Origin of the sequence: Francisella sciaenopsi, from assembly GCF_045862875.1 — a bacterium.
Taxonomy (GTDB): Bacteria; Pseudomonadota; Gammaproteobacteria; order Francisellales; family Francisellaceae; genus Francisella; species Francisella sciaenopsi.
Window position 1 is genome coordinate 25804 of sequence record NZ_BTHG01000001.1, and the last position, 25140, is coordinate 50943.

Consider the following 25140-nt stretch of genomic DNA (forward strand, 5'->3'; position numbering starts at 1 on the left):
ATGTTTTTTAGAAATAATAAATTATTAACTGTTCTGACTCTATTTGGAGGACTATTAGGTTGTGAAACTTCATTTGCAGATTCTCAAGATAGTAGTCAAACATCAGCAAGTCAGCTTCAAGAGACTAAGCCACCAGAAACAAAAATTGTTGGAAGAGATGAAAATAAAGCTACAGATTATAGTAAACATATTAAAGATCTAGAGTTTCATCGAAGTTTAAATGGTAGTGCTGTGTTTGATGTTGCTTTTGAAGAAAATATTAGCAATTTTGCTGGATATAAGACCAAACTATCTCAAGATGGTTACACTCTTACTATAACTTTTAATGATACTACTATTTCTGATAAATGGGTTAGCAATATTGATACTAAAGTCTTCAATACAATAGTAGATTCGATCAAGATTCTCAAAGATAATGGAAATGTAGTTTTTGTTATACACTCTTTAGATAGAATTGCTTTAAGTGATTTTAAAGAAGGTAATACTTTCAAATTTAAAATTGATAGACGTAATAGTCGTGTTGAAGGCTTTAATGTTAATGAACCTATATCAATATCATTTAAAAATACGCCAGTACAAACAGTTTTACAGGTTTTATCGGAATTTGCAGGCTTAAATTTAGTTGTAAGTAGTAGTGTTCGTGGAGATATGTCAATTGATCTTAAAAATGTTCCTTGGAATGAGGTAATGAATATTGTTCTTGTTAGTAAGGGATTGGCTACTAAAAAAATGAGTAGTATCCTGTATGTTGCTACAGCAGCTGAAATTGCAGCACAAGAGCAACTAGAGCTACAAACAAAAAGATCATTAGAAAATAATGCAACATTAGTAACAGAGTTTATTCCTTTGAATTATACTACAGCCCAAGCAGCGCAAACAGTTATTACCTCTATGGCAAAACAAAATGGTGGGATTATGTCACCACGAGGTAGTATAACTTCAGATACTCGTACAAATACTCTTATTGTAACTGATACCGAAGAAAAAATACCTCTAATTAGAAATGTTATAAATGAAATTGATATACCAAATGATCAAGTACTTATAGAGGCAAGAATTGTTGAAGTTTCTAGGACAAGTGGTTTAGAGTTGGGTTTTAATTATAGCGTTAAGACTACCAATGGTAATGTTAACTTAGGACTTAATACTTTTGGTACAGCTACAGATGCAGATAAAGACATTGTTGCTAGTACCGCAAAACTGATGTATACCCTAGCAGGGGGTCTCCATTTGGAAATGGAGATACGAGCTCTTGAGAATGAATCATTAGCTAATCTAGTATCATCACCTCATTTGGTTGTTTCTAATAATGAAACAGCATTTATTAAAGATGGTAAAGATGTACCATATCAACAAGCAACGGCTTCAGGCGCTGCATCTGTAGCATTCCAAGAGGCTGTGTTGGAGCTTCAAGTTACTCCCCAAATTGCACCAGATGGTAATATTGTGATGGAAGTGCTTGTGACGAAAAATAGTGTTGGAGCATCTTCAGGTAAAACCTCAACAGGCGAGGATTTGCCTCCTATTATTAATAAACGAGAAGTAACTACCAAAGTAATGGTTAAAGATGGTGAAACCGTAGTAATTGGTGGTATATATACTAAAGAGCAAGCAGAAACACGTAATAAAATACCTTTTTTAGGTGATATACCATATTTGGGTTATTTATTCAGTTATACTAAAATAGATGATAGAGATGCTGAACTTTTGATTTTTATAACGCCTAAGATTATTGAGACTAAAGTCCAAAAATGATAGCAGATAATAGTTGCAATAATATTAATATTTAGGTATCTTATAGCCTATAATTTTTTATGTACAAGGGGTGATTAGTAACAAACTATCACGGTGTGTAATCAACTTATAATTTTGAGTCAAAAATGATAAGAACAAAAAATATTTTCTTAATTGGTCCAGTTGGTGCTGGAAAATCTACTATTGGTAAGCAATTAGCAAAACAGTTAAAGTTAGAGTTTATAGATTCTGATGATACGATAGAAAAAAAATGTGGTGTTGATATTAACTGGATTTTTGACCTAGAGGGTGAAGAAGGCTTTAGAAAGCGTGAGCGAGATGTTATTGCTGAAATTTTAACAGAAAAGCAAAATATAGTATTAGCGACGGGTGGTGGTGCTATACTTGATCCAGATACAAGATCATTATTATCATCGCGTGGTAAAGTTGTTTATCTAGAAGCTACTATTGAGCAACAATTAGAGAGAACAGCTAAAGATACAAAGAGACCTCTTTTAAGAGTTGATGATAAAAGACCTGTACTAGAGCAATTAATGGCTGAAAGAGAGCCTCTATATAGAAGTATTGCTGATGTCGTTGTAGAAACAAATGGAGCAACAGTAAAAAATATAGTCAACAAAATATCTACATTCTTAGTTGAAGAAACAATTCTGTGATTAGTGAATTATTAGTAAATCCAACATCTAGTGAAAGTTATATTATTATAATTGATTCTTCACTAGATATTTCTCGTATTATTCCTCATATTGAAAATAAACAAGTCTTAGTTGTCACAAATACTACAGTTGCTGGTTTATATCTTGAGCGATTTTTAGAGTCGATGCCTGATAGATTAGATATTAAAGTATGTGTGCTTGAAGATGGTGAACAATATAAATCTCAAGCAAGCTTAGATAAAATATTGTCATCTTTGTTAGAAAACCAATATACTCGCAACTCTACTGTGTTAGTAGCCTTAGGTGGTGGTGTTATTGGAGATATCACAGGTTTTGCTGCTGCAGTATATCAGCGAGGAGTAGATTTTATCCAAGTTCCTACTACATTATTGTCACAGGTAGACTCTTCTGTTGGTGGTAAGACAGCAATAAATCATCCTTTAGGTAAAAACATGATAGGAGCTTTCTATCAGCCAAAGCTTGTTTATACATCTGTACAATTTTATCAAACTTTACCTCAACGAGAATATATATCTGGTATGGCTGAAGTTGTTAAGTATGCTTTTATCTCAAAAGATTTTTATTATTGGCTTGATTTAAATAGAGATAAAATTTTAGCTAAAGATGCTTCTACCTTGATAGATATGGTCAAAAGAAGTTGTCAGATTAAGGCTCAAGTTGTAGCAGAAGATGAAAAGGAAACTACGGGCGCTAGAGCAATCCTTAATTTTGGACATACATTTGGGCATGCTATTGAGAAGTGTCAAAAATATCTAGGTTTAAAGCATGGAGAAGCTGTAGGTGTTGGAATGGCTCAGGCTATAGATTTTTCTTGCTACCTAGATATAATTTCACAGCAACAAGCAAAAGATTTTAAAAAATTTATAGTTAGTTTTGATATTTCTATTGATTTCCCTAGAGATATTTGTCAAAAAGAGTTTTTAGATGCAATGCTTTTGGATAAGAAAAATAGTAATAAAGAGTTGAAATTTATTCTTATAAAAGATATTGGAAATTTAGCTTTGCAAAAGCAATCTAAAAGAGATTTAGAATTATTCTTGACAGTTTCTAATAGAAAATAACGGATTATATTGATAGCATATTTCTATTGGTCACTTCTAAAAATTTTAAAATATGAAAAATAAAATTTTAATAACAGGGATGTTATTACTTTCACTATCAGGAGTTTCTTTTGCAAGCTATACTGTTTTAGATGATAAAGGTAAAGCTATAACTAACTGTGCTGATTTAGAGATAGAAAAAGATAATCAAGATAGATTTTCTAGAGCTGTTTTCTCAAAATGCAATAATAGAGAGGTATTTTCTTACACTGGGAATTTTAGATATCAAGAAAGATAAATAATAGTAATTTAAAAGCTAATCTAAATAAAAAAGTTACTTGAGGTATTAAAAACTTATTAGTTTAACTAATTTTTATTATCTATCAAATTTCTAGTAGCTTTTTTTAACTCGTTTCTATAGTAATCAAGGTTTTTTGAAGATTCAACTTTTAGATCTTTGATTTGTTGAGTAAGAAAAGCGATTTGACTCTCTAAACCTTCTTTTAAGTCGGAAATGCGCTGTTTTGATTGTTCTTGAATAAGATCACTGTATGACTTAGCATCTTTAGCTAATCTTTCTGCTGTTTCACGACGGATACTTTCTTTTACTAATGCTGAATATAATTTTTTAATTTTGATTTCATCATCAGATTCATTTAGTAGAGTCGACCACTCATCCGAAATATTGCTAAATAAATCTAGTTCATCGATATCTTGAAGTATTTTTGTAACATTTTGACTAATAGCCATTAAATTTTAATCCTTTTAGTATTTTTTATTTGAATAAACTTATTTTAGATAGGTAATAAATAGTTATGAATAAACCTAAAATTATAGAGCAAATAATACCGGATTGTTTAGCTAAATAAAAGAGTATTTTTTGAAATAATTCCTTTAACGATATTGGTTGTCTTAGGTGTATAGTATAAACTAGTGTAATCCTTATATTTAATAAGCTTGACTATCATGATAATGAAGAAAGATGATCTCATATTCAGCTCAGTAGAAAAAATAAAATACTCTGCACGCAGAGGTATGCTAGAACTTGATATAATATTAGCACCATATTTAAATAACTGTTATATGCAAGAAGATCTTGCTGGTAAAAAATTGTTTGTTGAATTTTTGACTAGTGAAGATAATGATATGTTTGATTGGCTGTTTAAAGGAGCTACTCCGCCAGATAGATATAAAGAGCTTATTAACAAAATTATTTTAGAAAAGAAAAAGTTTAATGAAAATAGATTAAAGTAAGTATAAAAGGAAGCAATATGAATAACTTATTGAACCATTCAGGTGAGTATCCTATTTCAAATGAAATAATGAATATCTCTAGATATTGGCTGATAGAAGAAAAAGAGGCTGTAACTAAACTTGTAGATAAAGCTCATATGTCTAGTGTGCAAAAAGCACAAGTAAGAGAAAAGGCATATGGTTTAGTGGAAAAAGTTAGAAAAAATAGGCTAAAAAAATCTGGTATTGATGCTTTTATGATTGAGTATGATTTATCCTCTGAAGAGGGTATCGTATTAATGTGTTTAGCTGAGGCGTTATTAAGAGTACCTGATAAATACACTATTGATCTACTCATCAAAGATAAATTAACTAGTGCCGCATGGAAAAGTCATGTTGGTAGAGAAAAGCATTTGTTTGTTAATGCTGCTACATGGAGTTTGATGTTAACTGGTAAAATTTTGAAGAATCCTCATGGAGCATATAGAAAGGTTTTTCAAAACTTGCTAAAAAAATCAAGTGAACCAGTAATTCGTCAAGCTATGAAGCAGGCTATGAAAATAGTTGGTAAGCAATATGTGCTTGGTGAAACTATTGAAGAAGCATTAAAAGTATCAGAAACTAAAGTTGCTAGAGGATATAGTTATTCGTATGATATGTTAGGTGAAGCTGCGATGACTATGGCGGATGCTGATTATTACTATAGTCAGTATTTGCATGCTATAAATGAGCTAGCAAAATATGCAACAAATAAAGAGATTAAAAAGAATCCTGGTATATCTATAAAGTTATCTGCTCTACATCCACGTTATGAAGTTGCAAAGCATCAAAGAGTGCATGAAGAGTTATATCCAAAGTTATTTAAACTTACTCAGTTAGCTAAAGAATATAATGTAGGAATGAATATTGATGCTGAAGAAACTGAGAGATTGCAAATATCACTAGAATTGGTAGAGAGATTGGCTCATGAGCCATCTTTGGATGGATTTGATGGGATTGGTATAGTTGTTCAGGCTTACCAGAAAAGAGCTCCTTATGTATTAGATTACTTGGCTAATCTTGCTAAAAAAACTAATCGAAGATTTATGATTCGTCTTGTAAAAGGTGCATATTGGGATGCTGAGATTAAACACGCACAAGAGCAAGGTTTAGCTGGTTATCCTGTATTTACACGTAAATATCATACAGATGTTTCTTACCAAGCATGTGTGAAGCAACTTTTTGAAAATCATCAATATATTTATCCGCAGTTTGCTACTCATAATGCCCAAACTGTAGCTGTAGTGATGGAGTTGGCTAATGGCAATAAAGATTTTGAATTCCAATGTCTACATGGTATGGGTGACCCTTTATATGACAATATAGTTGGTAAAGAAGGTTATGAAGATATTCCATGTAGAGTATATGCTCCGGTTGGTGGACATAAGCACTTGCTTGCTTATTTAGTTAGAAGATTACTAGAAAATGGTGCTAATAGCTCATTTGTAAATAGAATCGTCGATGAGAATCTACCGATTGAAGAGTTAATAGAAGATCCTGTTAAAAAAGCTATTGACTATGGTTGTGGCCAGCATCCTAATATACCGTATCCAAAAGATATAGTAGCTCCGAGGTTAAATTCACAAGGTCATAATACTAATGACTTCGCAGTATTAGCAGATATGTATAAAAATATTGAGAAATATACTCTTAAAAATACATATAAAGCAAAACCAATAGTTTCTAATGTTGATATTGACAAGAGCACAGCTGAAGTTGTTATAAATCCAAATACTGGCGATATAATTGGTACTGTAATTAATGCTGATGCTAAAATGTCAAAAAGAGCGTTAAAAAATGCTCAAAGTGCATTTGAAGATTGGAATAATACTCCAGCTAGTCAAAGAGCTGATATCCTAGAAAAATTCGCGAATTTATTAGAAAAGAATACTGATGAATTTATTGCTATAGCGATGATTGAAGCAGGTAAAACTTTATCAAATGCTATTGATGAGGTTCGCGAAGCTGTAGATTTCTGTCGTTACTATGCTGCTCAGGCGCGTAGAGAATTTAATGGGCCAATTGAATTGCCTGCATTATCAGATAATCTAAAACAGATTGAGTTTACAGGTCGAGGAGCAATGGTATGTATTAGCCCTTGGAACTTCCCGCTAGCAATATTCTTAGGTCAGATTACAGCTGTTTTAGCTGCTGGCAATACTGTAGTAGCTAAACCTGCTGAGCAAACTCCTATTATCGCTTATAAAGCTATCAAGTTATTATTCAAAGCAGGTCTTCCTAAAGGCGTATTACAGTTTACTCCTGGAGATGGGGCAACTGTTGGTAGTGCTTTAGTTCAAAGTCCTGTATGTAAAGGAGTTATATTTACAGGATCAACTGAGGTTGCTGGGATTATAAACCAAACATTAGCATCAAAATCTAGTGAGATAGTACCATTTATAGCAGAAACTGGTGGTCAGAATGCTATGATAGTAGATTCTTCGTCTTTACCAGAGCAGGTTACTGGAGATGTTATACGTTCAGCTTTTGATAGTGCTGGTCAGCGTTGTTCGGCATTGCGTATATTATGCTTACAAGAAGACATCGCAGATAATTATATCAAAATGATTATTGGTGCGATGAAAGAGCTTAAAATAGGTGATTCAAAGTATATTGATACAGACGTTGGTCCTGTAATAGACAAAGAAGCAGCTGATAACCTAAATGCATATATAGAAGAGAAGAAAAAACAATTTAAACTTGTATACCAAGCTCAACCAAATGAGGATACTCAAAAAGGTACATTTGTAATGCCTACAGCATTTGAAATAGAGAAGTTATCTGACCTTGGTAGAGAACAGTTTGGTCCAATTCTTCATATCCTTAGGTTTAAAGCAAATGAACTTAGCAACCTTATAAAGGATATTAACTCTACTGGTTATGGCTTAACTGCAGGTGTTCATAGTAGAATTAGTGAGGTTATGAACTATGTTAAAAATAACATCAAAGCCGGTAATGTCTATGTAAATAGAAATATTGTCGGTGCTGTTGTCGGTGTCCAACCTTTTGGAGGACAAGGTAAATCTGGTACTGGCCCTAAAGCAGGTGGTCCATACTATATGCATCGTTTAGCAAATGAAAAATTATCAGGTGTTGGTGCAGTAGAAGAGATTTATAATCCTGAAAAAATTGCTAATGATGAAATAGCTACAAATAAACTGATAAAAGATAAGTATAGTATTACTAATATTGTAGCTGGTGAGAAAGCTAAGAAGGATAAATTTGTTGATCTAAAATCTGCTGCTGGTAAGAATATTGGTAAAAAGTATGTTGCCTCTGTAAGTACCGTCGATAAATCTATAGAAGTAGCTTATGCAGAAGCAGATGCTTGGAATCATATAAATGCTGAAGATAGGGCTTTAATTGTTGAAAAATTCTTAGATTTATTAGAAAAAGAGCGTCATCTAATAGCATCATGCTTGGTTACGGAGTCAAATGTATCTGTAGAAGATGCTCATATTCAGATTGATAAAACTATACAGCAAGTAGCATATTATTGCTTACAGGCTAAAAAAGAATTTGCACATCCTGAGTTGTTACCTGGACCTACAGGTGAAATTGATGAGCTAAGCTTAAAAGGGCGTGGTGTAGTAGTTAGTATGTGCTCAAGTTGTGACTTATTAATAAGATTTGTAGGTCAAACAGCAGCTGCATTATTAGCCGGTAATACTGTTGTAGCTAAACCTGCATATACAGGTAGTTTAACAGCTTATAATATTGTTAAGTTAATGCTTAAGGCTGGTGTTAATCCTAAAGTTATTAATTTAATTTTATCTGATGACGAAGAGATTACTTCAGCATTACTGTTCAATAGTAAAGTAGCTTTAGTAGCTTTTTCAGGAAGTATCTCTGCAGTTAAACAAGTTCATCAAGCTTTAGCATTACGTAGAGGAGCAATTATCCCGTTTGTTGCAGAAAGTGTTGCTAAAGACGGCAAGTGTACTAGCTTGGCAATAGAAACAGCATCACCTCTATATTTACGTAGATTTGTTGTAGAAAAAACTGTCAGTGTTGATACTACTGCATCTGGTGGAAATGCATCTTTAATGAGTTTAGAGGAATAAAAAATATTGTAAACTCATATTCTTGATGGTAATTTAAAACTTACCTTGTCAAATTTTTTGTCAGTCAATGATTAAAATTTATCAAAAAGTTATAGCCAAAAAATATGTCAAATATATTTTTTGTCTAGTTTTAAATCAATTATAAGGAAAGAATATGAGTGATAATGTATCTGTAAAAAAGATGTCGTTGTTTAGTGCTGTATTGATTGGTACTACTTGTATGGTCGGTTCAGGCTGGCTATTTAGTGCTCAGCTTACAGCTAAGAGTGCTGGTAACTGGGCTTTTTTAGCCTGGATTTTAGCAGCATTAATTGTTGTAATGATAGCGCTATGTCTTGGTAAAGTTGTATCTTTGTATCCAGTAAGAGGAGCTACAACTAGATCAAGCGCGATATCCCATAATAGTATTTTTGCAATGCCATTTGCTTTCGCAAACTGGTTTGGTATTGTTGTAGTTATTTCATCTGAAGCATTGGCGACTACTCAATATCTATCTGGTGTTAAGTCTATGCAATGGCTAATGAGTGATGGCGTTTTGACTACAGCTGGAATGACTTTTGCACTAGCCGTATTATTTGTGTACCTAGTTATTAATTTTTATGGTGTCAAATTGTTAGCTAGAGTCAATAATGCTATAACAGTATTTAAGATGGCAGTACCATTTATAATCGTTATTATATTTATAGCCTATGCACTTATGCATAGCTCTGATCATGTTAGTATGTTTTCCGAAGATATTCCAAATAACTCTCAGTTTGGATTTGGTTCAGCATTGACAGCTATTGTTGCCGGTGGTTTGATCTATACTTTCAATGGATTTCAGACTGTTGTTGCTTATGCTAGTGAAGTAAAGAATCCTGGTAGAAATATTCCTTTAGCAATTATTTTAGCATTAGTAATAGTTTTAGCCTTATATTTAGGTTTGCAATATGCATTTATGCAGGCAGTTCCTCATCAATACTTATTAGAAAAAGGTGGCTGGGCAGGATTAGATTTCGATTCACCATTATTACAATTAGCAACACTATTAGGACTTGGTTATATATCATTCTTACTTATAGTTGATAGTGTAGTTAGCCCATCTGCTACAGGATATACATATTTAGGTGCTTCTTCGAGAATGCTATACGCAATGTCTTCAGAAGGACAAATGCCTAGATATTTTGCTAAGATTACTCCTGTAGTAAATATCTCGCGTAGATCTCTTCTTGCAAACTTTATTTTATCAGTTATATTTTTGTTTTTCTCAGATAACTGGACTGGTTTGATGTTGGTTGTGACAGGTTTTCATATTATTGGATATATGGCAGCACCTGTAAGTATGGGAGCTTTAGCGCCACGTACTAGAATATTTGGTTTAGTTGTATTTGTGGTTTTGACATTATTACTTAATACAGTAGAGATTCAGACACAAATAAATATGAGTGCAATACTTGTAGTTCTAATAACTATATATGCAAGCCTTGAGTTTAGAAGAATTGGTATTAAAAATCTTTTAATGCTTATCTTACCATTTATAATTTTTGTTTGCTTAACTACACCTATAACAAACTATTTTGCTGATGCTATTGTTGGTGCGGTATTCTATTGGTTTGTGACTGATAAGCGTTATGTAGCATTTTGTAGATCTACAGCAAATGAGAAAAATATTATTGTCGATTAATGCTTTTAGCTATAGTCATTAAACTTTTATCTATCTATAATACATCTCTAATATTATCAATTTATTTTGAATAATGAAAAATGCAAAATGGATTTTAGTAATACTGTGTTTAGGTTACTTTATAGATTTTTATGATTTGACTGTCTTTAGCGTCTCTTATGTTGATCTACTAAAACAACAATTTGGAATTTTTGATTCTACTAAAATTCAACAAACTTATTACTTGATAAATAATATTCAAATGGTTGGTATCTTGGTCGGTGCGATCCTTTTTGGTATATTAGCTGATAAGTTTGGGCGTATTACGGTCATAAAATATAGTATTTTGCTTTATTCTTTGACTACTTTATTGTGTATATTTGTAAATAATATCTACATTTTTATGCTACTAAGATTTTTAGCATATTTGGCCCTAGCAAGTGAGTTTGCTGTATCTAGTGTTTTGATAGTGGAATTTTTTCCGCCTAGATTAGCGGCTTGGGGAATGAGTCTTTTATATATTCTTGGAGTATTAGGAGGTGTTGCGGCAACACTTTTCGGTGTTTTCTCTTATAAAGTAATGTTTATTTTTGGTGGATTTGCCGGCTTAGGGATATACGCATTTCGGAGAGTATTAGAAGAGTCACCACATTTTATAGCGTTGTATAAATCTGATAAATTTAAAAATGCGGGAAGTATTAGTTTCCTTATTAGAAATTATAATAAACCGCTGATTCTTAACTTTCTAATTACGTTACCTTATTTCTTTGTAATAACTGTAATGTTCGCATTGGTGAAATTCATCGCGAATGATGTCGATTTTGCAAGTTTAGTTAAGCTGTTTTTATTTGGATTTTTTGCAGGAAATATTATTAGTAGTATTCTTAGCGGAATATATAACCAATATTTTAAATCACCAAGTTTATTCTTTGTAATAAATATAGTTATATTTTTGGTGAGCATTTTTGCATATAAATATGTATCTAGTGATTTTATATTTTTCTATGGAATACTTATTGGGCTTATTGGTGGTGGTTATAATATTATGTGGGCACAATATGCAGCAACTGAATTTCCGACAGAAGTCCGTTCATTAGCTACTAATATGATATTTGCTTTAGGTAGAAGTAGTAGTATTTTCTTTGGGATTATTTTTGCTTATTGGATTACTAATGAAAGTACATTTAGAATGAATGTAAATATCTTAGCTGTAGTAGTTGCTATTATGGTCTTACTAATAATTATGTTTTATAAAAGAGAGAAGATATTAAATAGAGATTAATATTTATGAGTAATAAGATTTTATTTGGGATTACTGGTAGTGTATCAGCTTTTAAAACTATAAATTTGATAAGACTTTTTATTAAAAGCGGTGTTGAATGTAGAGCTATAGTCACTAAAGGAGCACAGCAATTTATAAAGCCTGAGCTTTTAGTGGCGTTAGGCTGTAATGTCTATACTGATGAATCTTTGAATATGAGTGAATATAGTCAAAGTATGGCACATATCAATTTATCACGTTGGGCTGATAAAATATTTATAGTTCCAGCCTCAGCAAATACTATTGCAAAATTAACTCACGGTTTAGCGGATGATTTATTAAGTCAAACAATATTAGCTAATGATGATAATTCTAAAGTATATATAGCTCCTGCTATGAATGTAAATATGTGGCAAAATCAACTGACTCAGATGAATATCACAAAGCTTCAAAGTATAGGGTTTAATTTGATTGCTCCAGATCAAGGCATTCAAGCTTGTGGAGATATAGGGAGTGGCAGATTACATGAGCCTGAAGTTTTGTTTGAGTTATTGAGTGTTGCTCAAGATTTCAAAGCTAAAAAAGTAGTGATAACAGTAGGAGCAACTGTAGAAGATATTGATGGAGTAAGATATTTATCAAATTATAGTTCTGGAAAAATGGGCTTTGCATTAGTAAAAGAGCTTGTTAATAGAGGAGCGAAAGTTACTGTTCTTAAAGCAAAAACATCTGTAGATTTAGATTTAAATCACCCCAATTTAAATATTATCAAAACATTAAGTGCTGATGATATGAATAAAACTATGCTACAAGAAGCCAAAGATAGTGATATATTTATTGGTTGTGCGGCGGTTGCAGATTATAAAATAAAACATAAATTTGATAATAAAATCAAAAAGACTGATGAAAATTTAACTTTAGAATTTATTAAAAATCCTGATGTTTTAGCAAATTGTAAAAAATCATATCCAAGTATTTTTGCTATAGGATTTGCGGCTGAGTCTGAAAATATAGTTGAATATGCTCGATCTAAGCTTGTCAAAAAAAATCTAAATATGATTGTGGCAAATTCTACAAGTGTTTTTGGAAAAGATAATTCTTCTGTAACAATTTTGTCAGAAAAGATAAGTAAAGAATACATTAATAAAACTAAATTAGAGATTGCTAAGTTAATATTAGATTTTGCTAAGGAGATAATATGAGTATTAAAGAAGTTCATATAGCTAATAAGCCATATAATTTAATAACATTAAAAAATGATAATGTTGAAGTTACTCTCCTAGATTTAGGGGCAGTTATTTATTCACTTAAAACAAAAGATAGAGATAATAAGCTAGAAAATATTGTATTACAGTATCAAGATATTCAAGAATATTCTGGTAATCCATCATATTTTGGAGCAACTGTAGGTAGAGTTGCTGGTAGAATTAAAGATGCTAAAATTACTTTAAATAACAAAACATATAATTTAGAAAAAAACTATCAAGATAAACATACTCTTCATGGTGGATTTAATTGTGTAACTCATCAGAGGTTTGATTTTGAAATCATAAATAGTAATAAAATTAGATTTACAGCTATACAAAAGTCATCCGTCGATAAGTTTCCAGGGGATATAAACATAAATGTAACTTATGAGCTGTTAGAAAAATCTTTAGTTATAAAATTTAATGCTATATCAAATGAAGATACTGTTTTAAATATGACGAATCATTGCCATTATAATTTATCAGGGGATTATAAAACTACTATAGTTGATCATAAGCTTAAGGTACCAGCTACAAAATTTGTTGATGTCGATAACGATTTAATACCTACTGAGATAGCTAATTTGCCAGAGGAAATGGATTTTAATATAAGCTCGAGAATTGGAGATAAGCTAAAAAAACAAGACTCTAAATATTTTAGTAAAGGTGGAATAGATCATTGTTATATTGTTGATGGAGCAATTACTCTTGAAAATCATACTAATGGTAGAAAATTAAAAGTTTCAAGCTCATATCCTGCAATGCAAATTTATACATGTAATTTTAGCAGAGGGCATATCCTTTCAAATGGTAATATACTAAAACAATATGATGCTATTTGTTTTGAGCCACAATATGTCGGACCTTTTGATGGCAACTATGATAATCATCCTGCTAAATTGAAAAAAAATCAAGAATATAACCATTTTATAAAATTAGATTTTTAATTTATTAGCTATATTTTTTCTAAATATTTGTTAATGTTTTATATGTAAAACATTTTATAATTTTATATATAAAATAGTATTTACGATAAATTAGTAATCAATATGAATTTCGATAAGGAATCTTTAGGCAGGTATATAAAAAAATAATACCATTTATAATTGCATTAAAATATTAGTAATTACTTCCAATAATAAAGAGCATCACTTCCAAGTTCTCTTTCTATTTCTAATAAGCGATTATATTTAGCTATACGCTCACTACGGCAAGCTGAACCAGTTTTTAGGTGTCCGCCATCCATAGCTACTGCAAAGTCAGCTAAGAAGTCATCTTCTGTTTCTCCTGATCTATGTGATATAAAATAACGCCAGCCATTATCTCGACACATTCTTACAGCCTCTATAGTTTCAGAAACAGTACCTATTTGATTAAGCTTAATTAATGCTGAGTTTGCAGTTTTTTCTTTTATACCACGAGAAATATATTCAGTATTTGTGACAAATATATCATCTCCAACTACTTCTATATGTTCACCAAGTTCAGCTGTGAAATTTCTAAAACCATTCCAGTCAGCTTCAGACAAAGGATCTTCCCATAGAATAATTGGATATTTTTTTACCCATTCTTTAGCTAAATTTATCAAATCATGATTGGTTTTTTTACCAATTCCAGACCATTTTAGATCATATTTATCATCAATATTTGGAGAGAATGAACTCGCTGCTGAATCTATAGCTATTGAGATATCTTTACCTGGTGTATAGCCTGCTTTTTTAATAGCCTCTATAATTAGTTCAATAGCTGCTTCATTACTTTCGACATTTGGAGCAAATCCGCCTTCATCTCCAACACTAGTTACTAGGTTACGTTCTTTAAGAATACTTTTTAATATATGAAAAGTCTCTGCTACATAGCGTAAGCCCTCACTAAATGATTTAGCGCCAATAGGTACGGCCATAAACTCTTGGAAATCAACATTATTATCTGAATGTTCACCACCATTTAAGATATTCATACATGGTACAGGTATTCTTCTAGCTCCAGCACCACCAAGATATTGGTATAAAGGTATTTTATGAGATAGTGCAGCAGCTCTTGCAACAGCCATTGATACTCCTAGTATTGCATTAGCTCCAAGTTTTGATTTGTTTTTTGTGCCATCTAGCTCAATCATTATACGATCAATTTGTGATTGTTTATGAGCATTTATTCCAATCAATGCAGGAGCTATAACTTCACTAACATTTGCAACTGCTTTTAATACACCTTTGCCACCGTAACGTGATTTATCTCCATCACGTAACTCCACAGCTTCATTTTCACCTGTACTAGCTCCAGAAGGTACAGATGCTGTAGCTTGTGTACCATCTTCAAGTTCTATATAAACTCTAACAGTTGGGTTACCTCTAGAGTCTAAAATTTCCATAGCTTTAATGGCTTTTATTTTATCACTCATAACTATTCTCCTCGATTACAACTATACTAATAATCTCAAATATAAATGCTATAGACTATAGATAATTAATAATATGGATAACATTAGCTTAGCTTCTTATGCAATTCTAATGCCTTGTCTCGAGATTTCTTGAGATTTATTACAGGTTTTGGATAGTTATCACCTAACTTAACTCCTGCTTCTTGTAAGATTAGTTCGCTTGCTTCCCATGGCTTTGTAATTAGTTTATTTGGTAGAAACTTAAGTTCAGGTACATACTTACGGATATATTCATAAGCTTCAAATTTTTCAGCTTGTAGTACAGGATTAAAAATTCTAAAGTAAGGAGCAGCATCTAGACCACAACCAGCAACCCATTGCCAGTTAGCATTATTACTAGCAAAATCAGCATCGAATAAAGTATCAAAAAACCATTTTTCTCCATATTTCCAGTGGATAAGACAGTTTTTTATAAGAAAGCTAGCAACTATCATACGTACGCGATTATGCATATAGCCAGTCTGCCAAAGCTCTCTCATACCAGCATCAACTATTGGAATACCTGTTTGTCCAGTTTGCCATTTCTTGAGAAGAGTAGGGTTGTTATCCCATTCAAAATTATCAAATTTTTGGTTGATGTTTTTATTATGTAATTCAGGATAATAATATATTTGGTAGTAAGAAAAGTCACGCCAAACTAACTCTTTGATAAAGTGCTCTTCATTGTTACCGATATAGTCTAGACTCTGCACTGCATTAAAAATTTGGTTAGGTGATAGCTCACCAAAATGTAAATATGGGGATAATTTAGAAGTTGAGTCTGTACTCATGAAGTCTCTAGCTGTTTTGTATTCTTTCACTTTATTATCTAGAAACTCCTCAAGGATTTGATGCGAGGCATCTTCGCCAATTTGCCATTGATCTATTATGTTTTGCCAAGAAAGTTTTGGTTCTAGTAGTTTTAACGAGTCTAAGTCATCAGCAGTTTTTAGCTTTTTTAGAAAGCTAAAGCTTGGTTTGACAGTATTTGGACGATATTTTCTAATTTTGATAAGCTCCTTGTAGAAAGGGGTGTAGACTTTATAATGTGTATCATCACCTTTTTTACATTGCCATGGTTCGATAAGTAGACTTCCATTAAAACTGCTTACATTTATATTTTGCTCTTGGAGAAAGTTTTTAATTTCAGTATCTCTAACTATGCTATATTTGTCATAACATCTATTCCAATAAAAATCTGTGATATTATTTTCTTTGACAAGTTTTTTTATTATTTCTAGGGGGTTACCACTAAAAAAATGGAGTTTATTATCTAGAGATTTATTTAAACTATTTAGAGAGTGATGCAACCAAAGTTTGCTAGCTCCACCAATCTTTTGATTCTCGTCTAGTATAAATATCGTAATTGTTTCATCTGTTTGACTAGCCTGATGTAGAGCAGGATTATCCGCAAGGCGTAAGTCTTGACGAAACCAATGTATAGAAGTTGTTTTATGAGAATTAATTTTCTTTTTCATATTCTGTAAAATTAGTGTTTTTCAAATAATTTGCCCAAGAATTTTCCCATTGAGAAATGGTTTTACCAGTAACTTTATTTATAGCCTCTTTTGTATTATTGGCATTATAGATTTGCATAAATTTATTAGCACCTAATTGTGTAAATAAATACTCAGTGAAAGAACCTGATAATATATAGAATATTTTCTTCTTATGAATTCTTTCTTCCTTAGGGCCCTTAAAGAAAACTAAACCATTTTCACCAACTTCATATTTATCTGCTAATATACTGCTTAGGTTGCCATTTGAGGATATACTTTCGATATGTTTTTTTGCTAAGAAATTTAGGTTCTTACCAAAGTTAGGGAATGTTGGTTCACCACCAAGCTTTTGATTAAGATATACCGCTAGTCCTTCCTTGATCCAAACACTACGCCAATGCCAAGCGATAATATGAACTGTTTCATGTACATAAGGAGATCTACCTTGAGCATACCACGTAATAAAAGTTGTTGGATGAGCTTTATCAAGCATATGATACCCTGTTATAGCATGTGATGCTTCATGAGCTCCATATACATAGTAATGTATAGTAAAGTTTCTTTCATTCTTAGGAATTTCTAAAGTATTACGAATTTCTACAATAGCTTTATCAATTTTTTGTTGTAGATTTAATGCCTGTTGTTTAGTTAAATAGTCTTTTTGAACCCATATTATTGATACTGGTTTATTAGAGTTTGCTTGAGTTGTTTGTTTTGATGTATACTCTTGGCCTCCATCTTGGATTTCTTTGATTATGGAGTCATTCCTTTCTATATTACCGTATTTACCATAAGAGAAGCATAAGCTACTAGAGAGAAGTATTGATACTATTAGGATTAAGCTTTTAATATAGATTCTCATGATCTTAACATTAACTTACTCATTTATAATGATATTGTATAACATTTCAACATGCTCTCGAGAATCATTTAGGCAAGGTATTAAACTAAATTCTTTACCACCTTTATCTAAGAAATCCTGTCTCTCAGTGATAGCTAGTTCTTCTAAAGTCTCTAAACAATCAACACTAAAACCAGGAGCTATAACTACAACTTTTTTATTTTGTTTAGCAAATTCTTCTAGTTTGATAGTAGTATATGGCTCTAGCCATTTTTTAGGTCCAAAACGAGATTGAAATGATAATTCAAAATCTATATTTGGGTAATTATCCTGTAAATACTCTTTTACTAAGCGATAAGTTTTATGGCAATGACAATAGTAAGGATCACCTTTATCAAAATATTCTTGTGGTAAACCATGAAATGAAAATAAAACTGTATCAGGGGTATAATCTAAGTTCTGTAAATGATCTTTTATTTGCTTGCTAATAGTCTCAATATGAAATTTATTATCATAGTAAGGGTTTATTCCTTTGATAGTAGGTTGCCATCTTAGCTTTGATAGGACTCTGTATATTTCATCATAAACAGTTGCTGTGGTAGTCGCAGAATACTGAGGATATAGAGGAAATACTATTATTTCAGTTACACCCTGATCTTGTAAGCTTTTAATCTTACTTTCAATACTTGGATTACCATATCGCATAGCGTAATCAACTATATGGTTATCTAACTTTGCATTTAATTCTTTGGCAAGATTTTCTGTATAAAGTAATAATGGAGATTTATTATGCTTTTTATCCCAAACTGCTTCATAAGAGTGAACATTCTTTTTTGAGCGAATAGGTAAAATAATTAGGTTTAATATTAATTTCCATAATATTGGATTAGCTTCTATGACTCTACGATCAGATAAAAATTCCCTAAGATATTTTCTAATAGATTTTACATCATAGTTATCTGGAGTGCCTAGATTAACTAATAAAATAGCTTTTTTGTTATATTTAGTACTGTATTGTTGCATATCTTTCGTGTAGACATTTATTCTAAAGATAATTGTAGCAAAATATCTATAGTCTAAAGTTAAATTTTTTTCATATAAGTAACTAAAAAAGGTTATAATTAATTTTGGGCTAAAGGCCTTTTAAAGGAGATATAAAAAGATGAAAAAAATAATTCTAATTACTATAGGTTTATTAAGTGTGGCGATGAGTTATGCTTATATGCGACCAGCGAATCCATATACAATGTATTATGGGCCGGAAGTTGAGCAAGAGAGAGCGCAAGGCGCTGCGTATGTACCACCAGATAGACAGTTTATTAACTCAAGATATGGTGAGTATATAGACAATAGACAAGTAGAGTTCAGTCCTGGTGATGATGCAAATAGACTATTTTGGTCTTATAGTCAGCCATAATAACGAGGAGATATTTTCTAAGTTTAAATTCAAAGTATTTTGTGTGATCAGAGTATTAGATATAAATAATTATCAGATTTTATATAACCCACTTTTTTGAAAGAAATCTAGAAATATGAATACTAAAAAAGCTCGAAAATTAATTAAAAAAAGAAAAAGACTAGAGAATTCTAAATTTTTGGGTTTTGTAGCACATAGAGTTACAAATAAAAGTCTATGGGTTGCTAATTATAATACTGTTGCAAGAGGTGTCTTTATAGGATTTTTTTGGATGATGATTCCATTACCTTTGCAAATGACTCCAGTAGTTATTTCAGCTATAATTTTGAGAGCTAATATACCAATAGCAATTTCGACGGTATGGATTAGTAATCCTTTAACATGGGTGCCAATGTATTTGGGTAATTATATATTTGGATGTTTTTTGCTTGGAGAACAGGTTGATATCTCTAACTGGGAAACATTTGGTTCTTATATGCTAAATCATTTACATGAATTTTGGAAACCACTGTTTTTAGGTAGTTTTGTTGCTGGTCTTTTAGTAGCGAGTGCTGGATATTTAGCGGTTCATGCATTGAGGGTTATTAATCATTTCTGGTTAAGAAGATTAGATCAAAATAAAGATTGTTGAAATAAGGTCAATTAGTGGATATCAAATAAGTAATTTAATCTAGCTGTTAATTAGTATATTTAGTATTATTTCACGATATATGAAGTTTTGAATTATTTTTTATAAAATGCAACAATGGCACCAGTTAGAATTTACGCTAAAATCTAAATATTTTGACATAGTCGAGAATTACCTCTTTGATAATGATGCAGGTTCTGTAACAAGAATAGATAAATCCGATGATATCGTCAGCATTACAGTCTTATATGAGAACCATCATGATATAGATAGTATTATTGCTAACATTCAAAAAAAGTTTGAAAAGATAATTGAAAGTGAAATAAATTACGAAATAATTAAAGATCAGCAGTGGGAAGCTGCTTGGTTATATGATTATGAACCTATAGAGATTGGTAAGAATATAGTTGTCTATCCAAATTGGCGACAGCCGCCTCAAGATAATAAACGTACTTATATAATAGTTGATCCAAGTATTGCTTTTGGCTGTGGTAATCATGAGACGACTAAAATGTGTCTAGAATGGTTAGAGCAGCATGTTAGCAAAGATTCAACCGTTCTGGACTATGGTTGTGGTACTGGAGTACTAGCCATTGGAGCTGTTAAACTAGGAGTAAAGTATGCCGAAGGTATAGATATTGATCCAAACTCAATAGAGTCATCTATCAAAAATGCTCAAGAAAATAGCGTAGCTGATAAAACCCACTTTAGTGATAGCGCTCCTACGCAGCAATTTGATTTGGTAGTAGCTAATATTTTCTCAAATGTATTAATAAGTCTAGTTGAAAATATTACAGGTAGTTTAAAGCCTAGTGGAAGATTAGCCCTGTCTGGAATCATAGAAAATCAAGTTGATGAAGTTCAAGAAGAGTTTAAAAAACATGGCATAAGCTTTGACCAACCCAAGCAAATGGGGCAATGGTTTCTATTAGATGGTGTGAAAGATGGGCTTTAAAATAGCAGATATAGAAATTGAAAATAATGTCGTACTTGCACCAATGGCGGGATTTTGTGATAGTGCATTTCGTACTATATGCAAAGAGCATGGGGCAGGACTAATATATACTGAGATGGTTAGTAACAAAGCCGTAGTTGAGCGTAATTGGGAAACTATGGAAATGCTCTATATGGAAAATAGTGAAAAACCATTAGGTATACAGATATTTGGTACAGATATTGATAGTTTTGTTGGTGCGACAAAATATATCGCAGAGAATACAGAATGTGATTTTTTAGATATAAATATGGGTTGTCCTATGCCAAAAGTTGCTAAAAAATTGCAAGCTGGAGCTGCACTTCTTAAAGATGTCGATAGAATCCATGAGATACTAACAGCTGTAGTAAAGGCAGTATATAAACCAGTAACTGTAAAGATGCGCATTGGTTGGGATGATGAAAATATCAATGCTATAGAGGTTGCTAAAGCATGTGAAAATGCTGGTGTAAGTGCTATTGCGATACATGGACGTACACGTGAGCAGATGTATACCGGTAAAGCAAATTGGGATATTATCCGTGATGTTAGAAAAGCTGTAGATACAGTTGTGATTGGTAATGGAGATGTATTCTGTCCTCATAGCGCTAAGGCTATGATAGAGCATACAGGAGTAGATGCTGTGATGGTGGGGCGTGCATCTCGTGGTAACCCTTGGATTTTTAGGCAAATTGCCGAGTATCTCAATACAGGTGAGCTAATATCACCACCAACACCAGTTGAGCGTGTTGAAGTATTAGGAGAACATCTAAGAAGACTCATTAAGCTAAAAACTGCTAAAGTAGCAGTTAAAGAAATTCGAACTCATGCAAGCTTTTATCTTGCTGATTTACCAGGCTCAAAAGAGTTTCGCATGAGGTTAAACCAATTGGCGCATGAACGAGAGATTTTTGCAATTCTTGAGCAATATAAGAATTGTTTATAAGTATTTAATGAGGTTTTATAAATGAGTGATAATATAAATAAATTCATTCTTGAGTTATTAAATGAAAGCTCAAATGGAAACTATATTTTTCGTGGTGAGAATATGAAATATAATGTTCCATGTTGTTCTAGTTTATATAGAAAATGTGAACAATACATAAGTAATGGATTTAAGGGGGTATTACCTCAGCTTCAATTACAAATGTTAGATAAAGCAAAAAGGTATTATTCAAATAGCGAATCTAATATTAAAGTATTAAGTGATTTACAGCATTATGGAGCAAAAACAAATCTTATTGATTTTACAAAAAATATTCTAATAGCATTATTTTTTGCTTGTAATGATATTAAAGCTAGCGAAGATAAAGACGGTATTATTTATTTTCTAGATTATAAAAAAATAGGGCGGTTGCAATCTTTCCAAAATATAAACTCCATGCAAGGAGTTTATTCATTTGAAGCTCCAATAAATACAAGAGCATTATTTCAAAGTAGTATTTTTGTTATAAGTTCTACAGGATTTTTAGATAAAAAATTGTATAAAACAATAATAATTCCTAACAAAATCAAAAAAGATATCCTTTCTTTTTTAAGGAAAAATTTTAATATACATACTAATACTATATATGATGATATTCATGGATTTATAGCAAATCAAGAAAACTCATTAAGCACTTTTTTATTCTATGAAGGAATGAATTTTTTAGAAAGTAAGGATTATGAAAAAGCAATAATTAAGCTAGAAAAAGTTATAGAGCTAGATGAAATGGCTAAAGATGAATATAGTATGCACATAGGTTACTGTTATCTAGAATTAAAAGATTATCCAAAAGCAATCGCTAGTTTAGAGCAAGCTTCTGAGCAAACAGAGGATGTATTATCTTTAAAAGCCATGGCAAATGCTTATTTAGGTGATTTTGAAGCAGCTAATAATATAGCTAAAGTAATGGAAAGTAAGAATGTTAGAACTGAAGTTAAATATAATATCGCATGCGCATTAGCAATTTTAGAAAGAAGAGAAGAAGCATTAGAGCTTTTAGAAGAGGTCTTAAAAGACAATTATGTTATTGAACATATTCAGAATGATGCAGATTGGGATAATTATAAAGCAGATTCTGATTTTCAAAACCTTATAAGTAAATATACAAAATAATATGTTATAAATTAATCAACCAAAACAATTAGAACAATTCCATCTGCTTATCATCAACCTCTCCAAGTCGTACACCTATACCAATTAGTCTAATCGGGTGATTTTGTTTTTGATGTAACTCAATTATTAGATTTTTTATCACTTCTTTATCTAGTGTTTTTGCTACTCTAGTCAGGCTAGTTTTATTAAATTTTGTATCTGTAAATTTGACAACAATACCAATTATAGATTTATAATGCTCTTCAGTCATGCGACTGGTCAATTTATCATATAGGTTAGGTAGTTTTTCTAGGCAAAGCTCGAGAGTCTTTAGATCTTCTAAATATGTATTTTCTACACTTACAGACTTGCGGATACGTACTGGATTAACTTCACGGTTATCAATACCTCTGGCATAGTTATATAAACTACTTCCAAATTTACCAAATTTATCTAGAAGAGTAGTTAGACTTAGTTGCTGCAAATCTAAGCAAGTTTCGACATTCATACTTTTTAGTTTTTCTTGTGAGACTTTACCAACACCAAAAAGTTTCTTAACTGGTAGATCTTTAACAAAATCATTAACTTGTTCAGGAGTGATTACATATAATCCATTAGGCTTATTTATATCACTAGCTATTTTTGCAAGTAGTTTATTTGGAGCTACCCCAGCTGATCCTGTGAGCCCAGTTTTGTTAAAAATCTCTTGTTTAATAGCCTGAGCAATTAGTGTTGCACTATTTTTATATGCTGCAACATCTGTAACATCCAGATACGCCTCATCAAGAGATAGAGGCTCAACCTTATCTGTGAAAGTCTTAAATACCTCTCTTATAATGGATGATGCAGCTTTATATTTTGCAAAGTCAGTATTTAGAAGTATAAGGTTAGGGCACTTTTGCATCGCAATTGCAGTAGGCATAGCTGAGTGTATACCATATTCTCTAGCTATATAGTTACAAGTAGATATTACCCCTCGCTTAGGGTTGGTACCACCTACAGCAAATGGTTTATCTTTAAGGCTTGGATTTGCTTTTTCCTCAACTTGAGCAAAGAAATAATCCATATCAATATGTATGATTTTTCTTGTTTTACTCATAAGGATATTTGCTGTATAAGTTTTTGGTTGAGAACTATTAGCTATTATACACTCTAATGGTTTATAGTTTTTAATTTAACTTTAGCAAGCTTTATTTATACAACTAATTCTTTAGATTAATTATTCAATTAGAACTATTCATCATATTTTAAGTTATATATATAATTTTATTATATAGAATATAAGTAAAATTTAATTTTTAATATTTATTAATAATCTATACTGATAAATTATTTTTTTATACAAATAGCCTAAGTGAAAATTAAAATTAAAATTAAAGGGTTTTCATTAATTGAAATACTAATTGTAATAGTTATCATATCAATATTATTAGCAGTAGCTATACCCGCATATTCTAATTATCAAATTAGATCAAAGATCACATCAGAAATTGAGAAGTTAGGATCAGCTAAAGCTATGGCATCAGAATATGCTTCTCACAATTATGGTAACTTGGACTATACTATAGATGACATTGGAGTTTTACCGAGTGGGTCTAGTATTGGTGATAATGGAGCTTTAGTACTAGATACAAGTGGTATTGTTGCTGATTCAACAGTATCTTTGGCTCCTAATATCAACTCAGGTACTGTTACATGGAAGTGTAATGCTACAGGACTTAATGATTCACAGCTACCATCAATATGTAGTGATACTATTGAAACAAATAGTAATGTATCATTTGATTCTTCTTTGAGCTCAACTAATAGTATGTTTGGAGCATCTTGTAGTGACTCTGGTGCTAGTGCATGTTATACCAGTGGCAATGATGCATTTGTATTTATTACAGATGGTGGACAGATTTATTCGTATAGGGATCAAGATATTGTTAATACGGATCCTAATGACTTAAACTATGATACTCTTGCTGTAGTTGCATATGATCCAGATTATGGATTTACTTTTCAGCAAGGGGATACTAGCCTTGATGCAAGCTCTATGACTGATATTGAAAATTCTACAGATTTATCTGAGCAACAGAAGCAGGAAATATATACAACTATTGAGGATATGAAACAAACAGTATATTGTGAGAGTAATTCTTCAGCATTTATCTGTCAGTAGTTATAAAGCATCCTGTCTTCAGTAATACAATAGTGAATTATAAAAATATAAGGTAGATAATCCTGAGCTAAATTACATTTAAAAAAGTGGTTAAAGAGTATTATATTTTAATCTAGCATTAGAAATATTGTGATTTTATTTTCTCAAATTTGACAAAAAGATGA

At 31.5% G+C, this 25140-nt stretch carries 22 protein-coding genes; 16 read left to right on the forward strand and 6 right to left on the reverse strand.

Translation table 11 applies throughout. From position 1 onward, the window contains the following. The 4 genes from ACKTR7_RS00140 to ACKTR7_RS00155 all read left to right on the forward strand — a co-directional run bounded on the left by ACKTR7_RS00140 (nt 1) and on the right by ACKTR7_RS00155 (nt 3770). The gene (locus ACKTR7_RS00140; protein ID WP_407876467.1) at nt 1-1755 is read left to right on the forward strand and encodes a type IV pilus secretin PilQ; all 1755 of its coding nucleotides are present in this window, start codon (nt 1-3) and stop codon (nt 1753-1755) included. 125 nt (nt 1756-1880) lie between these two features. After that, nucleotides 1881-2411 carry a shikimate kinase AroK gene (gene aroK, locus ACKTR7_RS00145; protein WP_044526331.1) on the forward strand — a complete coding sequence of 177 codons (531 nt, stop codon included), beginning with the start codon at nt 1881-1883 and terminating at the stop codon, nt 2409-2411. After that, complete coding sequence (aroB, locus tag ACKTR7_RS00150; RefSeq protein ID WP_407876468.1) at nt 2408-3493, forward strand: 3-dehydroquinate synthase; 1086 nt, start codon at nt 2408-2410, stop codon at nt 3491-3493. The genes aroK and aroB overlap by 4 nt, the downstream gene beginning before the upstream one ends. Before the next feature lie 52 nt (nt 3494-3545). Further along, nucleotides 3546-3770, forward strand: a complete 225-nt coding sequence (locus ACKTR7_RS00155) for a hypothetical protein (RefSeq protein ID WP_407876469.1) — start codon at nt 3546-3548, stop codon at nt 3768-3770. 68 nt (nt 3771-3838) lie between these two features. On the opposite strand, the gene ACKTR7_RS00160 is transcribed toward ACKTR7_RS00155, so the two are convergent. Further along, the gene (locus tag ACKTR7_RS00160; RefSeq protein ID WP_407876470.1) at nt 3839-4222 is read right to left on the reverse strand and encodes a kinesin; all 384 of its coding nucleotides are present in this window, start codon (nt 4220-4222) and stop codon (nt 3839-3841) included. Between the two features lie 216 nt (nt 4223-4438). Here ACKTR7_RS00160 and ACKTR7_RS00165 point away from each other — a divergent pair, with 216 nt between their 5' ends. From ACKTR7_RS00165 to ACKTR7_RS00190, 6 genes are all read left to right on the forward strand, one after another. After that, nucleotides 4439-4726 (forward strand): FAD assembly factor SdhE, encoded by a 288-nt coding sequence (locus ACKTR7_RS00165; protein ID WP_407876471.1) that lies wholly within the window; start codon nt 4439-4441, stop codon nt 4724-4726. A 17-nt stretch (nt 4727-4743) separates the two neighbouring features. Further along, nucleotides 4744-8808, forward strand: a complete 4065-nt coding sequence (gene putA / locus ACKTR7_RS00170) for a bifunctional proline dehydrogenase/L-glutamate gamma-semialdehyde dehydrogenase PutA (protein ID WP_407876472.1) — start codon at nt 4744-4746, stop codon at nt 8806-8808. 154 nt (nt 8809-8962) lie between these two features. Further along, on the forward strand, nt 8963-10471 hold the full coding sequence (locus ACKTR7_RS00175; RefSeq protein ID WP_407876473.1) for an APC family permease: 1509 nt from the start codon (nt 8963-8965) through the stop codon (nt 10469-10471). A 73-nt stretch (nt 10472-10544) separates the two neighbouring features. Next, entirely contained in the window at nt 10545-11732 is a 1188-nt protein-coding gene (locus tag ACKTR7_RS00180; RefSeq protein WP_407876474.1) for an MFS transporter, read from the forward strand. A gap of 5 nt (nt 11733-11737) precedes the next feature. Next, the gene (coaBC, locus tag ACKTR7_RS00185; RefSeq protein WP_407876475.1) at nt 11738-12913 is read left to right on the forward strand and encodes a bifunctional phosphopantothenoylcysteine decarboxylase/phosphopantothenate--cysteine ligase CoaBC; all 1176 of its coding nucleotides are present in this window, start codon (nt 11738-11740) and stop codon (nt 12911-12913) included. Continuing rightward, entirely contained in the window at nt 12910-13905 is a 996-nt protein-coding gene (locus ACKTR7_RS00190; protein ID WP_407876476.1) for an aldose epimerase family protein, read from the forward strand. Before coaBC ends, ACKTR7_RS00190 begins: the two co-directional genes overlap by 4 nt. A gap of 179 nt (nt 13906-14084) precedes the next feature. On the opposite strand, the gene eno is transcribed toward ACKTR7_RS00190, so the two are convergent. The 4 genes from eno to hemH all read right to left on the reverse strand — a co-directional run bounded on the left by eno (nt 14085) and on the right by hemH (nt 18740). Then, nucleotides 14085-15359, reverse strand: a complete 1275-nt coding sequence (gene eno, locus ACKTR7_RS00195) for a phosphopyruvate hydratase (protein WP_407876477.1) — start codon at nt 15357-15359, stop codon at nt 14085-14087. An 83-nt stretch (nt 15360-15442) separates the two neighbouring features. After that, nucleotides 15443-16855: a cryptochrome/photolyase family protein gene (locus tag ACKTR7_RS00200; RefSeq protein ID WP_407876478.1), complete on the reverse strand. Its 1413-nt coding sequence runs from the start codon at nt 16853-16855 to the stop codon at nt 15443-15445. Continuing rightward, nucleotides 16839-17738, reverse strand: a complete 900-nt coding sequence (locus tag ACKTR7_RS00205; protein WP_407876479.1) for a hypothetical protein — start codon at nt 17736-17738, stop codon at nt 16839-16841. The genes ACKTR7_RS00200 and ACKTR7_RS00205 overlap by 17 nt, the downstream gene beginning before the upstream one ends. Before the next feature lie 15 nt (nt 17739-17753). Then, entirely contained in the window at nt 17754-18740 is a 987-nt protein-coding gene (gene hemH / locus ACKTR7_RS00210) for a ferrochelatase (RefSeq protein WP_407876480.1), read from the reverse strand. Nucleotides 18741-18879: 139 nt separating this feature from the next. On the opposite strand from hemH, the gene ACKTR7_RS00215 reads away from it, so the two are divergent. The 5 genes from ACKTR7_RS00215 to ACKTR7_RS00235 all read left to right on the forward strand — a co-directional run bounded on the left by ACKTR7_RS00215 (nt 18880) and on the right by ACKTR7_RS00235 (nt 22833). Next, nucleotides 18880-19134: a hypothetical protein gene (locus ACKTR7_RS00215; protein WP_222829802.1), complete on the forward strand. Its 255-nt coding sequence runs from the start codon at nt 18880-18882 to the stop codon at nt 19132-19134. Nucleotides 19135-19249: 115 nt separating this feature from the next. Further along, the gene (locus ACKTR7_RS00220; RefSeq protein ID WP_407876481.1) at nt 19250-19765 is read left to right on the forward strand and encodes a DUF2062 domain-containing protein; all 516 of its coding nucleotides are present in this window, start codon (nt 19250-19252) and stop codon (nt 19763-19765) included. 106 nt (nt 19766-19871) lie between these two features. After that, nucleotides 19872-20717, forward strand: coding sequence for a 50S ribosomal protein L11 methyltransferase (gene prmA, locus ACKTR7_RS00225; protein ID WP_407876482.1), 846 nt, complete (start codon nt 19872-19874; stop codon nt 20715-20717). Further along, the gene (gene dusB / locus ACKTR7_RS00230; protein WP_407876483.1) at nt 20707-21681 is read left to right on the forward strand and encodes a tRNA dihydrouridine synthase DusB; all 975 of its coding nucleotides are present in this window, start codon (nt 20707-20709) and stop codon (nt 21679-21681) included. The genes prmA and dusB overlap by 11 nt, the downstream gene beginning before the upstream one ends. 21 nt (nt 21682-21702) lie before the next feature. Further along, complete coding sequence (locus tag ACKTR7_RS00235; RefSeq protein WP_407876484.1) at nt 21703-22833, forward strand: FRG domain-containing protein; 1131 nt, start codon at nt 21703-21705, stop codon at nt 22831-22833. 28 nt (nt 22834-22861) lie between these two features. Here the strand turns inward: ACKTR7_RS00235 and dinB are convergent, their stop codons facing one another. Then, nucleotides 22862-23911, reverse strand: a complete 1050-nt coding sequence (gene dinB, locus ACKTR7_RS00240) for a DNA polymerase IV (RefSeq protein WP_407876485.1) — start codon at nt 23909-23911, stop codon at nt 22862-22864. Nucleotides 23912-24166: 255 nt separating this feature from the next. On the opposite strand from dinB, the gene ACKTR7_RS00245 reads away from it, so the two are divergent. Then, on the forward strand, nt 24167-24976 hold the full coding sequence (locus tag ACKTR7_RS00245) for a pilin (protein ID WP_407876486.1): 810 nt from the start codon (nt 24167-24169) through the stop codon (nt 24974-24976). The last annotated feature ends 164 nt before the right edge of the window (nt 24977-25140 follow it).

What these genes read in the sequence shown, in the direction of transcription:
- ACKTR7_RS00140 (WP_407876467.1), top strand. Translation starts at nt 1, where the DNA reads ATGTTTTTTAGAAATAATAAATTATTAACTGTTCTGACTCTATTTGGA.
- aroK (WP_044526331.1), top strand. Translation starts at nt 1,881, where the DNA reads ATGATAAGAACAAAAAATATTTTCTTAATTGGTCCAGTTGGTGCTGGA.
- ACKTR7_RS00155 (WP_407876469.1), top strand. Translation starts at nt 3,546, where the DNA reads ATGAAAAATAAAATTTTAATAACAGGGATGTTATTACTTTCACTATCA.
- ACKTR7_RS00160 (WP_407876470.1), bottom strand. Translation starts at nt 4,222, where the DNA reads ATGGCTATTAGTCAAAATGTTACAAAAATACTTCAAGATATCGATGAA.
- ACKTR7_RS00165 (WP_407876471.1), top strand. Translation starts at nt 4,439, where the DNA reads ATGATAATGAAGAAAGATGATCTCATATTCAGCTCAGTAGAAAAAATA.
- putA (WP_407876472.1), top strand. Translation starts at nt 4,744, where the DNA reads ATGAATAACTTATTGAACCATTCAGGTGAGTATCCTATTTCAAATGAA.
- ACKTR7_RS00175 (WP_407876473.1), top strand. Translation starts at nt 8,963, where the DNA reads ATGAGTGATAATGTATCTGTAAAAAAGATGTCGTTGTTTAGTGCTGTA.
- ACKTR7_RS00180 (WP_407876474.1), top strand. Translation starts at nt 10,545, where the DNA reads ATGAAAAATGCAAAATGGATTTTAGTAATACTGTGTTTAGGTTACTTT.
- coaBC (WP_407876475.1), top strand. Translation starts at nt 11,738, where the DNA reads ATGAGTAATAAGATTTTATTTGGGATTACTGGTAGTGTATCAGCTTTT.
- ACKTR7_RS00190 (WP_407876476.1), top strand. Translation starts at nt 12,910, where the DNA reads ATGAGTATTAAAGAAGTTCATATAGCTAATAAGCCATATAATTTAATA.
- eno (WP_407876477.1), bottom strand. Translation starts at nt 15,359, where the DNA reads ATGAGTGATAAAATAAAAGCCATTAAAGCTATGGAAATTTTAGACTCT.
- ACKTR7_RS00200 (WP_407876478.1), bottom strand. Translation starts at nt 16,855, where the DNA reads ATGAAAAAGAAAATTAATTCTCATAAAACAACTTCTATACATTGGTTT.
- ACKTR7_RS00205 (WP_407876479.1), bottom strand. Translation starts at nt 17,738, where the DNA reads ATGAGAATCTATATTAAAAGCTTAATCCTAATAGTATCAATACTTCTC.
- hemH (WP_407876480.1), bottom strand. Translation starts at nt 18,740, where the DNA reads ATGCAACAATACAGTACTAAATATAACAAAAAAGCTATTTTATTAGTT.
- ACKTR7_RS00215 (WP_222829802.1), top strand. Translation starts at nt 18,880, where the DNA reads ATGAAAAAAATAATTCTAATTACTATAGGTTTATTAAGTGTGGCGATG.
- ACKTR7_RS00220 (WP_407876481.1), top strand. Translation starts at nt 19,250, where the DNA reads ATGAATACTAAAAAAGCTCGAAAATTAATTAAAAAAAGAAAAAGACTA.
- prmA (WP_407876482.1), top strand. Translation starts at nt 19,872, where the DNA reads ATGCAACAATGGCACCAGTTAGAATTTACGCTAAAATCTAAATATTTT.
- dusB (WP_407876483.1), top strand. Translation starts at nt 20,707, where the DNA reads ATGGGCTTTAAAATAGCAGATATAGAAATTGAAAATAATGTCGTACTT.
- ACKTR7_RS00235 (WP_407876484.1), top strand. Translation starts at nt 21,703, where the DNA reads ATGAGTGATAATATAAATAAATTCATTCTTGAGTTATTAAATGAAAGC.
- dinB (WP_407876485.1), bottom strand. Translation starts at nt 23,911, where the DNA reads ATGAGTAAAACAAGAAAAATCATACATATTGATATGGATTATTTCTTT.